General features: G+C 68.0%; 16 protein-coding genes. 7 read left to right on the top strand and 9 right to left on the bottom strand.

Going from position 1 to position 13,462, the window contains the following annotated elements:
• Nucleotides 1-26: 26 nt before the first annotated feature.
• From A5780_RS33225 to A5780_RS33215, 3 genes are all read right to left on the bottom strand, one after another.
• Complete coding sequence (locus A5780_RS33225) at nt 27-365, bottom strand: carboxymuconolactone decarboxylase family protein (RefSeq protein WP_063009437.1); 339 nt, start codon at nt 363-365, stop codon at nt 27-29.
• 84 nt (nt 366-449) lie between these two features.
• Entirely contained in the window at nt 450-1,181 is a 732-nt protein-coding gene (locus A5780_RS33220) for a hypothetical protein (protein WP_064911021.1), read from the bottom strand.
• 11 nt (nt 1,182-1,192) lie between these two features.
• Nucleotides 1,193-2,500: an MFS transporter gene (locus tag A5780_RS33215; protein ID WP_063009198.1), complete on the bottom strand. Its 1,308-nt coding sequence runs from the start codon at nt 2,498-2,500 to the stop codon at nt 1,193-1,195.
• A 206-nt stretch (nt 2,501-2,706) separates the two neighbouring features.
• Here A5780_RS33215 and A5780_RS33210 point away from each other — a divergent pair, with 206 nt between their 5' ends.
• A complete protein-coding gene (locus A5780_RS33210) occupies nt 2,707-3,738 on the top strand; it encodes an AraC family transcriptional regulator (RefSeq protein ID WP_064905840.1) in 1,032 nt (343 codons plus the stop codon).
• Nucleotides 3,739-3,773: 35 nt separating this feature from the next.
• On the opposite strand, the gene A5780_RS33205 is transcribed toward A5780_RS33210, so the two are convergent.
• The 6 genes from A5780_RS33205 to A5780_RS33180 all read right to left on the bottom strand — a co-directional run bounded on the left by A5780_RS33205 (nt 3,774) and on the right by A5780_RS33180 (nt 8,885).
• Nucleotides 3,774-4,439 (bottom strand): 3-oxoacid CoA-transferase subunit B, encoded by a 666-nt coding sequence (locus A5780_RS33205; protein ID WP_064911020.1) that lies wholly within the window; start codon nt 4,437-4,439, stop codon nt 3,774-3,776.
• Complete coding sequence (locus A5780_RS33200; protein ID WP_064911019.1) at nt 4,436-5,206, bottom strand: CoA transferase subunit A; 771 nt, start codon at nt 5,204-5,206, stop codon at nt 4,436-4,438. The genes A5780_RS33205 and A5780_RS33200 overlap by 4 nt, the downstream gene beginning before the upstream one ends.
• Complete coding sequence (locus tag A5780_RS33195) at nt 5,203-5,802, bottom strand: alpha/beta hydrolase (protein ID WP_030515148.1); 600 nt, start codon at nt 5,800-5,802, stop codon at nt 5,203-5,205. Before A5780_RS33195 ends, A5780_RS33200 begins: the two co-directional genes overlap by 4 nt.
• Nucleotides 5,803-5,892: 90 nt before the next feature.
• Nucleotides 5,893-6,945: a 3-keto-5-aminohexanoate cleavage protein gene (locus A5780_RS33190; RefSeq protein ID WP_030515147.1), complete on the bottom strand. Its 1,053-nt coding sequence runs from the start codon at nt 6,943-6,945 to the stop codon at nt 5,893-5,895.
• A gap of 57 nt (nt 6,946-7,002) precedes the next feature.
• Nucleotides 7,003-7,896, bottom strand: coding sequence for a TauD/TfdA family dioxygenase (locus A5780_RS33185; RefSeq protein ID WP_063009190.1), 894 nt, complete (start codon nt 7,894-7,896; stop codon nt 7,003-7,005).
• The gene (locus A5780_RS33180) at nt 7,893-8,885 is read right to left on the bottom strand and encodes a quinone oxidoreductase (RefSeq protein ID WP_064911018.1); all 993 of its coding nucleotides are present in this window, start codon (nt 8,883-8,885) and stop codon (nt 7,893-7,895) included. The genes A5780_RS33185 and A5780_RS33180 overlap by 4 nt, the downstream gene beginning before the upstream one ends.
• Nucleotides 8,886-9,256: 371 nt before the next feature.
• Between A5780_RS33180 and A5780_RS33175 the strand changes: the two genes are divergently transcribed.
• The 6 genes from A5780_RS33175 (at nt 9,257) to A5780_RS33150 (ending at nt 13,409) form a co-directional block, all read left to right on the top strand.
• Entirely contained in the window at nt 9,257-9,676 is a 420-nt protein-coding gene (locus A5780_RS33175) for a hypothetical protein (RefSeq protein WP_064911017.1), read from the top strand.
• 58 nt (nt 9,677-9,734) lie between these two features.
• Nucleotides 9,735-10,082, top strand: a complete 348-nt coding sequence (locus tag A5780_RS33170; protein WP_030515143.1) for a DoxX family protein — start codon at nt 9,735-9,737, stop codon at nt 10,080-10,082.
• A 73-nt stretch (nt 10,083-10,155) separates the two neighbouring features.
• Complete coding sequence (locus A5780_RS33165) at nt 10,156-11,001, top strand: alpha/beta fold hydrolase (RefSeq protein WP_064911016.1); 846 nt, start codon at nt 10,156-10,158, stop codon at nt 10,999-11,001.
• A 131-nt stretch (nt 11,002-11,132) separates the two neighbouring features.
• The gene (locus A5780_RS33160; protein ID WP_064911015.1) at nt 11,133-11,831 is read left to right on the top strand and encodes a hypothetical protein; all 699 of its coding nucleotides are present in this window, start codon (nt 11,133-11,135) and stop codon (nt 11,829-11,831) included.
• A 15-nt stretch (nt 11,832-11,846) separates the two neighbouring features.
• Nucleotides 11,847-12,581 (top strand): hypothetical protein, encoded by a 735-nt coding sequence (locus A5780_RS33155; RefSeq protein ID WP_064905785.1) that lies wholly within the window; start codon nt 11,847-11,849, stop codon nt 12,579-12,581.
• Between the two features lie 63 nt (nt 12,582-12,644).
• Nucleotides 12,645-13,409: an IclR family transcriptional regulator gene (locus A5780_RS33150; RefSeq protein WP_064911014.1), complete on the top strand. Its 765-nt coding sequence runs from the start codon at nt 12,645-12,647 to the stop codon at nt 13,407-13,409.
• The last annotated feature ends 53 nt before the right edge of the window (nt 13,410-13,462 follow it).

The following is a 13,462-nucleotide window of genomic DNA, read 5'->3' as shown; positions in this document are numbered from 1 at the left end:
TCGACGCTACCGATCGGACTACTGCGTCATCGGTCCGGCCGGGGTTCGCCGAGTTCCTCCGCGAGGATGGGTATGCCGAGGTTGCAGGCGTGGATGCCGAGGACGCTGACCATCTGGAGGACCGTCAGGATCTGTTCGGGTGGCACACCCAAGTCCAGTGCGGCGCGGATGTGCCGGCGCACGCCCGGGGCGTACATGTGGGTGCAGGACGCGTCGATCGCGATGCTCAGCAATTCGACGAATTCCGGTGGAAAGATGTGGCGCGCGATCGGTGTGGCGTTCATGGCCATGAACCGTTCGGTCCATTCCGGGTCCCATTCGTAGAGCTGATCCCACAGCGGGTTCCAGCTTCCGCCGGCCCGCATGCCGTCGACGACCGGTGTGGAAACCGGTGCGGGCGAATCGAACACGATGCCTCCTGAGATGTGGTCGAAGAATCCGGCGGCCGACTACTTGGCGGGTGCGGGCTGTGCGGGGTCCTTGCAGTAGGGCAGCTCGGGCGGGCACGGCGCCAGCACCGTCGAGAAGTACTGGATGGCGGAGAACAGCGTGATGGGACCACCGGCCAGGATGAGACCGGCCATCGATCCCACGGCGCCGAGCGTGGCGGCGCCCAGGACACAGCCGGCGACGGTGGCTCCGACGAACGGCGCCAGGAGCACGATCACCGGACTGGAGATCGCCGCGCCGACGGCGCCGCCGACCAGGCAGCCGATTCCGCCGCCGATGACCGCGCCCAGTACCGCGCTGACTCCGGCCGCGATGGCGACCCGCTGACCGAACGCGCCCAGCGCCTGTGAATCGCGTGGCGTGAACGATTCCGCCGCCTGCCGGACCGAGACGACATCGCGACGCGCCTGGGTGGGCCGCCCGTTACCGCTGTCCGGGGTGAGTGTCGCGGTGGAGCCGTCGATGTGGGCGGTGATCGGATACGCGATGTCGTCGACGGCGAAGGTCAGCGGTACGGCGGCGACCGGCCGATCCGCACGGTCGGTGAGAATCAATTGATCCGCAACCACTTTCAGCTTGCCGTCCGAAGTCGTCACCAGGGCAGAATCCGCCTGGCGGCCGATCTCGTAGTGCACCGCGGTGCGGTCGGGTTCCGCATGAGCGGTGCCGGTGGTGACGGCGGCGGCGGTGATCCCGAGCGCCGTGATCAGTGCGGGTGTCGTGAATTTCATCGGTTTCCTCATCATCGGTTGTGAACAGCGGCGAGTGTGCGCAGCCCGGCCGGGTACAGGCAGCGACCGGCCACCAGTGCGGCGATCGCGACGAGATAGGCGAGCGGGGCGAGTCGTAGTGCGGCGCTCAGGCCGTAGTGGTCGGCGAGCACGCCGACGACGAAGGGGCCCAAGGCCATTCCGAGCAGACTGTTGGACAGCGTCAGCGTTCCCATCGCGGAGGCGCGGACCGACGAATGGGTCAGGTTGGCCACCATCGCGGCGGTGGGCCCGGAGGAACCGCCCGAGAACCATGCGCCGACGCCGATCAGAATCAGTTGTGCCGCACCGTGTTCGATGCTGAATCCGAGCGTCAGGCAGATCAGCGAGATCGAGCAGAACACGATGGCGGCGAGCCATTTGCGCGACAGGTCGCGGCGGCCGATCCGGTCGGTGACGATGCCGCAGCACACCATTCCGGCGCCGACCAGCAGGACGACACCCGCAGCGGCGACGGCTGCGGTATCCGCCGCCAAACCGTAGACCCGATTGAAGAAGCTCGGCGTCCACGCCAGCAGCACCGCGGCGGCGAACAGCTGCACGCCCCCACCGACGTAGGCGCACAGCACCGCCGGGTTGGTGAACAGCGACGAGACGGGCGCCCGGAATTCGGTGTGCGTCGCCGGTTCGACCGATTCCGCGTCGGCGTGCCGAGCGAGTTTCCGCTCGTCGACCAGCGCGGCGAACAGCGCCGCGAGCAGCAGGCCCACGACCGCCATGGTGACGAACGACCACCGCCATCCCAGGTGTACCGCGATCGCGCCGCCGGCCGCGACACCCAGCACCGAACCGAACGAACCCCCGGCCATGAAGGCACCGCTCAGCGCGGCATGCACCCGCGGCGCGAACACGCCGAGGACCACCGCGATCCCGACACTGCCGTAGGCCGCCTCCCCGACGCCGACCAGGAATCGCGCGCCGAGCATCTGGTGATAGTTCGACGCGAGCGCGCACAGCAGGGTGGCGATACTCCACAGCGTCGCCATCAGCACCAGGCTGCGCACCCGGCCCCAGCGATCGGCCAGCAGCGAGAGAGGGAACGTCAACAGGCCCACCATGAGCGCCACCACGCTGTTCAGTGATCCGAGTTGTGAATCCGTCAGGCCCCATTCGGTTTTCAGGAGCGGAAAGACCGCGCTGAGGACCTGGCGGGACATGTAGTCGGCGAGCAACAGCCCGAAGGCGAGGGCGAAGACCAGCCAGGGGTAGCGCCGCGTACGGCCGGTCGATACGGCCGAGGCCTGCGCGGCGGGAAGCTCAGGGGTGGTGTTCAACTGCATGGGTGCTCCTACGAACGCGGCGGGCGACGCCCGCCGGAGCTGGGGAAGGTGCGGGCGCTGAGGCGCCGAAACGCTCGAGCCCTGTGGCCGACCGGCAACATCGGGCGGCCACCTCGCTGTGATGGAGACAACAGTAGGGGCGCCGGTCCTATCGTGCTTTACTCTCGGGGACACGGATGCGAACAATCTGGGACAGCGAGGCGCTGATGAAACCCCTGGCGCGATACGCGGCCTTGAACGACTACGTGGATCTCGGCCGGTCTCTCGGGCTCGATCCCGCCCGGTTGCTGCGCGAGGCCGGACTCGATCCGGCCGGCCTGAGCCTGCAGGACCGGTGGGTGCCCGCCGCGGCCGTCACCGAACTCCTCGAGCGTTCGGCCGCGGAATCCGGCCGGCAGGATTTCGGACTGCTGCTCGCGGAACGGCGGCGACTGTCCAATCTGGGCCCGCTGAGTCTGGTGATTCGCGAGGAACCCGATGTGCGCAGCGCCCTCGAACTGATGGTGCGCCATCAGCACACCTACAACGAATCGCTGCACATACGCCTCACCGAACGCAACGGGATCGCCCACGTCCGTTTGAGTCTGGATATCGGCGAGCACCGCAGCACCCGCCAGGCCACCGAACTGGCCATGGGAGCGCTGCAGGGAATTCTGCGCGCATTCCTCGGAGCGGGCTGGCAACCGGCGGAAACCACCTTCACCCATTCCGCGCCGCGGGATCGCACCACGCATCTGCGATTGTTCGGACCCCAGTTGACATTCGATCACGAATTCACCGGAATCACGCTCTACACAAGCGATCTCGATACCCCGAACCCGATGTCGGACCCGCTGCTGCGCCCGTACACGCAACAATTGCTCGGCGCCGTGGACAGCGGCCACGCAACGGCGATGCGCGACCGGGTCCAGGAACTCGTCGAAATGCTGCTACCGACCGGCCGCTGCTCCGCCGACCAGGTCGCGCGCAGTCTGGGCGTGGACCGTCGTACCGTCCACCGCCGCCTGGCGGACGAGGGCTGCACCTACTCGGAGATCGTGAACACCACCCGGCTGGATCTGGCCCGCCGAGTGGTGGGAAATCAGGGCCGTTCCCTCACCGAGATCGCGGATATGCTCGGTTTCTCCAGCCCCGCCAGTTTCACTCGCTGGTTCCGCAGCCATCACGGACGCAGCCCGAGCCAATGGCGTCGGGCTGCGTCGAAAGACAGTGGCGGACAGAGCGAAACAGGTCGATGATCCGAACTCGCGCACCATCGCGAGATCGAGAACGGTCAGTGTCCGCCGATGTCGGTGAGTACGGGGGCGCCGGTCGCGGCGCCGACGTCGTCCCCGGTCACGCCCGGTGCGCATTCGCGCAACACCAGACCGGAAGCGGTGACGTCGAGGACCGCCAGATCGGTGATGACGCGATGGACCACGCCCACGCCGGTCAGCGGTAATGTGCAGCGGTCCACCAGTTTCGGCGCGCCGGATTTGTCGGTGTGCTCCATCAGCACGATCACCCGGCGGGCGCCGTGCACCAGATCCATCGCCCCGCCCATGCCCTTGACCATGTGGCCCGGCACCATCCAATTGGCGAGGTCACCGGTGGCCGAAACCTGCATGCCGCCGAGAATCGCGGTATCGATGTGACCACCCCGGATCATCCCGAAACTGGTCGCGGAATCGAAAAAGGAGGCACCGGGAAGCACCGTGACGGTCTCCTTGCCGGCATTGATCAGATTCGCGTCGACCTCGGCCTCGACCGGATAGGGCCCGGTGCCGAGGATGCCGTTCTCCGAATGCAGGGTGACCCGGATATCGGCGGGCAGGTGGTCGGGAATCAGCGTGGGCAGGCCGATGCCGAGATTGACGTATTCACCCGGACGCAATTCTCGCGCGGCCCGCGCCGCCATCGCGGAGCGATCCCATCCGGAACGGGCGATGACGCCGCTCATTTCCTCTCCTCGCTCCGTACGGTCCGCTTCTCGATGCGACCCCGGGCCCGCCCGGCGGGCACGATGCGATCGACGAAGATGCCGGGCAGGTGAATCCGGTCCGGGTCGAGATCGCCTGCGGGAACGACCGTTTCGACCTCGGCGATACAAATCCGGCCCGCCGCCGCGACCAGCGGATTGAAGTTGCGCGCCGATTTGTCGAAGACCAGATTGCCGGCGGTGTCGCCGATGAGCGCGTGTACCAGGGCGAAGTCGGTGGTGATCGCCTCCTCCAGCACATAGGGTTTCGGCCCGGCGGGCCCCGCGAAGGTGGCCACCGGCTTCGGCGGCGACGCGACCGCCACGCTGCCGTTCGGCCCGAAGCGCCACGGCATTCCGCCGTCGGCGATCAGCGTGCCGACGCCGGCCGGTGTGTAGAAGGCGGGGATACCCGCTCCGCCGGCGCGCAGCCGTTCGGCGAGAGTGCCCTGCGGAGTGAGCTCGACTTCGAGTTCGCCCGACAGATACTGCCGGGCGAATTCCGCGTTCTCACCGACATAGGAGGCGGTGACGCGGCGTACTCGCTTGTCCGCCAGCAGAATTCCCAAGCCGTACGCCGTCGTGCCGCAATTGTTGGACACGACGGCGAGTTCGTCGGCTCCGGCGGCGGCGACCGCCTCGATCAACGTCTCCGGGATGCCGCACAACCCGAACCCGCCCACCGCCAGCGAGGATCCGGAGGAGATGTCGGCGACCGCTGCCGCCGCCGACATGATCACCTCGGTCATCGCGCCTCCCGACCGACCGCGGACGGGCGGGCCAGGTCGACGGCCGCCCGCAGCAGTTCCCCGGCGCGGTCCCAGGGTCCGAAACCCGACGCCGGATTGAGATGTCCGACATCGCCCAGGTCGACCAGCCGGCTGCCCCATGCCTCCGCCATACCGGCCACCCGCCGGAAGGATGCCAGCGGATCGGTGGTGCTCGCCGCGACGATGCTCGGAAACGGCAGCCGGCGCCGCGGAATCGGCAACCAGCCGTCGGCGTCCAGTTGCTCGGTCGTCGGATAGCCGGGAGGAAAGGGCTTTTCGATATCGGCCGGAGTGGCCAGCAGCGCACTGTGAACATCGCGGGTCGGTTGTTGTGCCCAGTGCACGGTGATCATCACGCCTGCACTGTGGGCCACCAGTACCACCGGCCCGGCCACGTCCGACAGCACCCGATCCAGGGCTTGTACCCGCGCCGCGAGGCCGATTCCGTCCTGCTCGAGCGGTGGCACGATACGTACCCGCTCCAGCGTCGCGGCGAGTTTCGTCTGCCAGTGATCGGGAACGTGATCACGCAGGCCCGGCACGATCACCACGGTCGGGTCGAGGGCAGTGTGCACTGTGCTGCAACTCCTTTCTGCAAGTCGGTGTGGCCGAGCACGGAGGCCCGGCGGGCGGAGCCGGTGGACCGCCCGACGGAGTACGTCCACTCAGGCGTGGTGGGTGAAGCCGACCTGGCCGGGCCTGCGGTTGGGGGCGTAGCCGAGCCGGGCGAGGGTTTCGTCGGCGTCGGCGTAGGTGGTGCCGATCTTGTAGATCTCACGCGCATCCTTGGCGGTGGCGACCTCGCGGCCCAGTTCACCGGCGATGCGGACAAGCTGCTGGATCTGCTGCACCGAGGTGAACTTCTCCCCCTTGCGCCCCCAGATGGTGTCCTCGTTACCGCAGCGCGTGTGCAGTCCCATGGCGATCGCCATCGCGTTGACCGGCAGCACCGAGCGCATCAGCGTCTCGAGGGTCAGGCAAGCCCCGTCGGGGACGCGCTGAATGAAATTCATGATGTTGTAGGGATTCGGTCCGTCGAAGCCGCCCCCGATGCCGACCCATGTCAGATTCAGCGGACCCGTGTACACGCCGCGACGGATCAGCCGCTCGACCGTCTCGAGCTGCGGAATGCTCGACAGCTGGAAATGCGGCTGGATCCCCGCGCCCTGCAGGCGACGCAGATGTTCGGCCACCCACGCCGGTCCGGCCGGGACGGTCATCTCCCGGTAGGCCTCGGCCAGTTCCGGCCGCTGCATCGAGGTGCCGGCGATATCGTCGGCGGTCATCAACTCCATGATGTTCATCTGACTGGTGTTGATCGCGATCGTCACCTGATCCGGCTTCGGATCGAGTTCGGCCAGCATGTGGCGGGTGTCGTCGGACAGCCACTTCGCCTCGGCGCCTTCACCTTCCGGCGCGAACGAAATCGATCCGCCCACCTGCAGGATCATCTCCGGGACGGCCTCGCGCAGCCCGGCCAGCAGCTCGTTGAACTTCGACAGGCGCTTGGACCCCTTGCCGTCGAGTTCACGCACGTGGATGTGCAGCACGGTGGCGCCGGCCTCGTAGCAGTCGACGGCTTGCTGGATATGTTCCTCCATGGTCAGCGGCAGATCCTCGCGGAAATCGTCGGGCTCCCATTCCGGCCCGTACGGCGCGCTGGTGATGACCAGCTTCTCCTGGTTCTCCGGGAACAAGGCGTCGTCGTGGAAATGCATGGCTGTACTCCGATCGAAATAGGCTGCTGTATCGAAATAGACTGTGGTTCAGTGACTTCAGAAGGGCTTGTCGCCGATGATTCCGGCGCGCTCCATCTTGCGAACGTCGGGGAAGTAGTCCTGCACGGCGTAATGCTGGGTGCAGCGGTTGTCCCAGATGGCGAAGCTGTTCTCGGTCCACCGCCAGCGGACCTGATATTCGGGAACGCTCGCCTGCCGGACGAGGTAGTTCAGCAGTTCCGATGCGCCGGGGGCGTAGTCGATGCCGAACCGCACATTCTCCGGCGTGTGGTAATTGACGAAATGTGTGGTGAACGCGTTGACGAACAACACCTTCTCGCCGGTTTCCGGGTGTGTGCGCACCACCGGGTGTTCCGCGTCCGGGAACTGTTCGTGCAGCCGCAGGCGTTCGGCGTCCGGACGCATCGCGCCGAAGCTCGCCTCGATGGAATGACGGGCGCGCAAGCCCGCGATCCGCGAGCGCACCGATTCGGGCAGGCGGCGATACGCCTCGGCCATATTCACCCAGATGGTGTCGCCGCCGACGGCCGGCGTTTCGACGCAGCGCAGCACACATCCCATGGGCGGAGCCTCCCGCCAGGTCGCGTCGCAGTGAAAGGCGTTCTCGTAGTGTTCCGGCGCGCTGTCGAGGTCCTTGTAGATGCGAACCAGGCCGGGATGTTCGGGGTCGCTGCCCAGGACGGGGTGGTCCTCCAGCGGCCCGAAACGCTCTGCGAGCGCGACATGTTCGGCGCGACTGATGTTCTGATCGCGGAAGAACAGCACCTTGTACTCGAGCAGCAATTGCTTCAGGGCGGCGAACAGAGCGTCGTCGCGCGCCACCTCGGCCAGGTCCAGATCGAACAATTCCGCGCCGATGGCGCAGGTGAGCGGACGCACTCCGAACGGCGCGGAGCGCGCCGAAAGATGCACGGGGGCAATGCTTGTCATGACTGTCCTTCCCGGCCCACGGTGAAGACCGACGAGCCGATGCTCGTGCCCTGTTCCAGATCGCGGTGCGCGGCCACCGCGTCCGCGAGTTCGTAGCGCTGATTGATGTCGATGCGGATGCGTCCCGCCGCGACGTGGGCGAACAGCTCGCCGGCCAGTTCGGCGCGCTCGGCCGGGTCGGCGATGTAATCGGCCAGGGCCGGCCGGGTCACGAACAACGACCCCTTGACGGCCAGGCTCATGGCGTCGATCGGCGGCACCGGACCCGAGGCCGTGCCGAAACACACCAGCAGCCCGCGTCGCGCCAGCGAATTCAGCGAGGAGTCGAAGGTCGTCTTGCCGATGCTGTCGTAGACGACCCGGACGCCGGCGCCGCCGGTGAGTTCACGCACGCGCTCGGCGACATCCTCGCGGGTGTACACGATCACGTGATCGCACCCGTGGTCCCGCGCGATCTCGGCCTTTCTGTCGGAGGAGACGGTGCCGATCACGGTGATACCCAACAGCTTTGCCCATTGGGTGAAGATCAGGCCGACCCCGCCCGCGGCGGCGTGCAGCAACACCGTATCGCCCGGACGCAGCGGGTGGATGCGGCGCAGCAGATACGCCGCCGTGAGGCCGCGCATGGTCATCGCCGCCGCGGTGTCGAAGCCGATGCCGTCCGGAAGTGCGATCAGATGTTCGGCCGGCATCACCCGCTCCGTGCTGTAGGCCCCCAGCGGACTGCCCGTATAGGTCACCCGGTCGCCCGGAGCGAAGTCGGTGACACCCGGGCCCACCGCCTCGATCACACCCGCGCCCTCCACGCCCATGCCCGCGGGCAGCGGCGCCGGGTACAGCCCGGTACGGAAATAGGTGTCGGCGAAGTTCAGGCCCACGGCACGGTGGCGAATCCGCACCTCGTTCGGCCCCGGATCGCCGACTTCCACGCGCTCCCACCGCAGCACCTCGGGCGCTCCGGTCTCGTAGTAACGAAAGGCTTGTGGCACAGGACATCTCCTCTTCCGACAGGACCGGAGCATCGGTGCCGCGAGGGCTCGCGATCCACGGTCCGCACTGTCTCGGTGCGTCCGGTCGGGCGGTTCGCTCGCCGCCGAGTCCGGCACCGGGTGATGCGTTCAACGGTAGGCGCAGACAGGCGCAAATACTTACCGCATCGGGACTTGGAACTTAACATCTCGGGACATCAGTAGCCGGTCCACACGGTAATAGCCAGACGCAGGCGACGCCACCGCGCCGATGTCCGCGCCGCTGGTTTCGTTTGCGGGAGCGGGGAATCCTCCCATCAGAGCGACCCGGTTGCCCGAGACGACTCCGGCATCCGGCTGATTTCGATGGATCGACCGATGGGAGCCGGACCATGAATGTTCGACGCGCCGCGGCCGGAGCCGCACTCACCGCCGCCACCCTTTCCGCGGTGCCGGCCGCCGCCTTTGCCGACGACCCCGGAGTTCCCCGCAACGGGATCCTTCCGGCCGGGAACTACCACATCACCCAGCACCCCGACAATATGATCGGCTCACCCGTGCACAACTGCGACCTGCAGGTCTTCGTCGACGGTGCGACCGTGACGCTGGTGTGCGGGAATTCCTCGAAGACCGGCCGCCAGAACGCGGCCGGCCCCGATGAGACATACGTGACGTTCGAGGGGATGCCGACGGGTTTGGACCTGCGCGCCGTCGACGCACCGCAGGGTTATTGGGAAGGCACCGTGAATGCCGCCGCGACCTCGATCGACGCCCCGTATTCGCTCGCGGGATTCACCTTGCAGCGACGCTGATCGCACCATCGCTCCCGGCGGCATGTCACACCGCGGCCCGCCGCATCGTCACACCGGCATGGACATCGCGTATTACATCGTCGGCGCAGCGGCCGCACTGTGGATCGGCTTCTCCGGCTACTCACTGTTCAACAAGAGCGAATTCGTCGTGGAACCGCTGAATCAATACGGCGTGCCGCGAAGCTGGTGGAACTGGCTCGCCCTGGCCAAATCCGCCGGGGCGCTGGGACTCGTCGTGGGCTTCTTCGTCCCGGTGATCGGGGTGGCCGCGGCCGTGGGATTGATTCTGTATTTCCTCGGCGCGATGGCAACCACGGTACGAGCCCACTCCTACGGAACCACGATCTTCCCGGCGCTGTATCTGATCCCGGCCGCCGCGACCCTGGCCCTGCAATTGGCCCGCTGACCCGCATTTTCGGCGCGGGTGCGGTACCGTACCCACTCACGAACATCGATGTTCGTAGAAGTGAGGAGTCGTCGTGGCGGAATTCGAATATCAGGGGCGGCGCGTGGTGTACGACCGCGCCGGCCACGGCGATCCGGTCGTCTTCCTCCACAATGCGGGCGCCCAGCGGCGGATCTGGGACGAGCAGATGGCCGCGTTGCGGGGCGAATACGAGGTGTTCGCCTTGGACCTGCCCGGCTACGGAGAATCGGAGCAACCGCACGGGTATCGGCTCGCCGATTATGTGGCCATGGTGCGGGCCTTTCTCGACGAGTACCGGCTGAACCGGGTGATACTGGTCGGGAATTGCCTGGGCAGTGCGACGGCGCTGAGTTTCGCGATCGGTGATCCGGCGCGGGTGCGCGGATTGGTGCTGATCAATCCGCTCACCTGGAATACCGTGCGGCACGGAGATCAGGCGCCGCTGATGTGGTTCGACCGGTTCGTGCCGCTCGCGCCGTTGGCCCGGCGGCTCGCGCTGCCGAAACCCCTCGTCGCATGGATCGTCGCCACTCAGCTGGGACCGCGCGGACGCGACCGGAAATTGCAGAACGACCCACGCCTGCAATCACATTGGGCCGATCGCGGCCGCCTGCTCGCGCTCGACCGGCTGGTACAGGACTTTCCCGCTTTCGCCGCACTCGACGACTTCACTCCGGGCCCCGAGTTCCCGCCGATCTGCACCGTCTGGGGCCGGCGCAATCGGATCCTCTCGGCCGCCGCCGGCGCCCGGCTCGACGAAACATTGCGCCCCCGTGAGCGTCTCGTGCTCAGCGACTGCGGACATCTGCCGATGGTCGAGGATCCGGAAACGGTCACCTCGGCGATCACCACCTTCCTGGCCGGGCTTCCGGCCACGACGGAGAAACTGTCTCGCTGAGCGAGACGCCTTCGGACGCTTCCGAATCCGCCGCGCTACGGTCCGGCTCCCCGCACGTCGTGCGCGACACCGCACCCGGACCGGGGCCGGGCGTCACGAGCGCCCGGTGGATCGAGACGAGGGGGCGCCCCATGAAGATTCGGATCTCGACGACAGTGGCGATCTGCGCGACACTGGCCGCGGCGGGGACCGCGGCGGCCGATCCGGCCCCGGCGGTGGTCGCCTACCGTGCCGCATCGACCGATACCGGCTCGGTGACAGTCGAATTGACCAACGGCCGCTTCGCCGTCGATCCCGACGGCACCGCGGTCACTGTCCGGGACGATGAGGACCGCGTGCTCGATGCCCTGCCGCTCGCCGATGCGATCGGCGACCAGCGCATGCCGATCCACGCGCGGATCGGCGGGGATGCGACGACTCTCACGCTGACACCGGAGACCGCGGGCCTGCGCCGCGACGCCCCGACCCCGGTCGCCTCGCCGCTGGAGAATCAACTCGCGATGAACGACCTGGTCAACGCGGTCAGTATCGGCACCTCGGTCGGCGCGCTGATCGGCACGGCGGTGGGCGCGGTCCTCGGCATCGGGCTCGGGATCGCCCTGGCGGGTGCCTCGTGTGCGGTGTTGAGCGTCGGCTGTGTGGTCGCCGTGCTGCCGATCGTCAGCCTCGCGGGAGCCGCGGGCGGCGTCGCAGGACTGGTACTGGGCGGCGGTCCCGCCACCGCGGCGGGGCTCTACCGCTACGTCACCACGCTGCTGGCTCCTCCGGGAACCAGCGAATACGCCCCCGATCTGCGTGGCCGGCCGGGTGTGCCGGACACCGGTCGCTGAGCGTGGGAGGCGCAGATGTCCAGCCGTACGATCGCCGCGCTCACCGCGGCCACCGCGGCCTTGGCCGCATCCGTCACCGTCGCCACCGCGACCGCCGAGCCACCGGCTCCGAGCATCGAAACCACCTCTGGCGCCGTCGTTCTCAGCGGCTTCGCCGCCGGTACGTTCAGCGCGGGTGACGACGGTTCCGCCCGCGTCACCGTGGGCGGCACTCCCGTCACGACGCTGCCGGCGAGCTTCACCTTGGACGGCACCGCCCACCGCATCGCTACCCGCATCGGCGACGGCGGGCGCACGCTCACGATGACACCGGATATCGCGAGACGCCCCGCGGCTTCCGCGATGGAGAATCAGTTGGCCCTCGACGATTTCGCGACCGTCATGTCGCGCGGCCCCGTGATCGGGACGGTCGTCGGCACCGTGCTGGGCGCCCTCATCGGCGCCGCGGTCGGAGCGAGTACCTGCCTGGTGGTCGGCCCCGGCTGCCTGGCGACGATTCCGGCGGCCGTCCTGGCGTTCGCTGGTGCGGGCGGTGTCTTCGGGACGGTGCTGGTCGGCGGGGGTGCGCTCGCGGCGGGATTGTGGAATTACCTCACGGTGCTGCAGGCGCCGCCGGGCCGGAGCCCCTACGCCGGCCAGGGCGGAATGCTCGACCCGAACGGCACCGGCGCACCGGACGCTCAACTGCAACTGCCCAGCGGGTCCGCGAACGGCCTCGGCGCCGGATCGGCGTCCGGATCCGGCGGGTGAGCTCGGCGTACCGAATGGATAACGTGGCCCTCGCGCGGCGCGAGTGACTTCTACCATCGGTACATGTCCGAGGTAGCCGCAGCTCAGCTGCCTTTGACGATGCTCGAGCGCGCCACCTTGGTGATGGATCTGTTCCAGGCACCGGATCGCCACCTGACGCTCGGCCAGATCGCCGTCCGGACCCGGCTGCCGCGCGCCACCGTGCATCGGATCGTGCGGCAGCTCATCCAGCTGGAGTGGCTCACCCACAGTGCGGACGGTTATGCGCTGGGCCGGCGCGTCCGCACATGGAACGCCGACACCGCGCGGCTGTCCCGGTTACGTGCCTGCGCGGCGCCGATTCTGCACGAATTGCTACTGGCCACCGCGGCCGTCGTCCATCTCGGCGCCCTCGACGGCGGCGAGGTGCTCTACCTCGACAAACTCGGCGGCCGGGCGGCGACGGCGGTGCCCACCCGGGTCGGGACCCGGGTGGCGGCGCATCGCAGCACCCTCGGCCGTGTCGCGCTGGCCCACCTGCCGCCGGAGGATGTCGAGGCGCGGGTAACCGATATCGAGCCCGGCGTCGATCTGCCCGAACTGCACCGCAAGCTGCACCGAATCGCCTGCCACGCAACCGATTACGACGACGACGAATTCGGATCCGGACTGGCCGCGGTGGCCGTGGCCGTCGACGCGTCGGCGGCCGTGGGTGTCGTCTGTGATCGTCCGGCGGCGCTGCGGCGCATCGCACCGCGGGTGCGGGCGGCGGCCGCCGAGATCCGCGACGCGCTGACACCGCGGTCGCGACAGGTGAGCGAGCACCATCGCCCACGCCCGTCGCGATGACGGAGTGGTCTCGATTGCGCCGACACGCCTCACCGCCGATAACACACACCGGC

Source organism: Nocardia sp. 852002-20019_SCH5090214 (genome assembly GCF_001665865.1).
Lineage (GTDB): Bacteria > Actinomycetota > Actinomycetes > Mycobacteriales > Mycobacteriaceae > Nocardia > Nocardia nova.
The sequence above is the reverse complement of the archived record's forward strand: the minus strand, read 5'-3'. Positions and strand labels throughout refer to the sequence as shown.

What these genes read in the sequence shown, in the direction of transcription:
- A5780_RS33225 (WP_063009437.1), bottom strand. Translation starts at nt 365, where the DNA reads ATGCGGGCCGGCGGAAGCTGGAACCCGCTGTGGGATCAGCTCTACGAA.
- A5780_RS33220 (WP_064911021.1), bottom strand. Translation starts at nt 1,181, where the DNA reads ATGAAATTCACGACACCCGCACTGATCACGGCGCTCGGGATCACCGCC.
- A5780_RS33215 (WP_063009198.1), bottom strand. Translation starts at nt 2,500, where the DNA reads ATGCAGTTGAACACCACCCCTGAGCTTCCCGCCGCGCAGGCCTCGGCC.
- A5780_RS33210 (WP_064905840.1), top strand. Translation starts at nt 2,707, where the DNA reads ATGAAACCCCTGGCGCGATACGCGGCCTTGAACGACTACGTGGATCTC.
- A5780_RS33205 (WP_064911020.1), bottom strand. Translation starts at nt 4,439, where the DNA reads ATGAGCGGCGTCATCGCCCGTTCCGGATGGGATCGCTCCGCGATGGCG.
- A5780_RS33200 (WP_064911019.1), bottom strand. Translation starts at nt 5,206, where the DNA reads ATGACCGAGGTGATCATGTCGGCGGCGGCAGCGGTCGCCGACATCTCC.
- A5780_RS33190 (WP_030515147.1), bottom strand. Translation starts at nt 6,945, where the DNA reads ATGCATTTCCACGACGACGCCTTGTTCCCGGAGAACCAGGAGAAGCTG.
- A5780_RS33185 (WP_063009190.1), bottom strand. Translation starts at nt 7,896, where the DNA reads ATGACAAGCATTGCCCCCGTGCATCTTTCGGCGCGCTCCGCGCCGTTC.
- A5780_RS33175 (WP_064911017.1), top strand. Translation starts at nt 9,257, where the DNA reads ATGAATGTTCGACGCGCCGCGGCCGGAGCCGCACTCACCGCCGCCACC.
- A5780_RS33170 (WP_030515143.1), top strand. Translation starts at nt 9,735, where the DNA reads ATGGACATCGCGTATTACATCGTCGGCGCAGCGGCCGCACTGTGGATC.
- A5780_RS33160 (WP_064911015.1), top strand. Translation starts at nt 11,133, where the DNA reads ATGAAGATTCGGATCTCGACGACAGTGGCGATCTGCGCGACACTGGCC.
- A5780_RS33155 (WP_064905785.1), top strand. Translation starts at nt 11,847, where the DNA reads ATGTCCAGCCGTACGATCGCCGCGCTCACCGCGGCCACCGCGGCCTTG.
- A5780_RS33150 (WP_064911014.1), top strand. Translation starts at nt 12,645, where the DNA reads ATGTCCGAGGTAGCCGCAGCTCAGCTGCCTTTGACGATGCTCGAGCGC.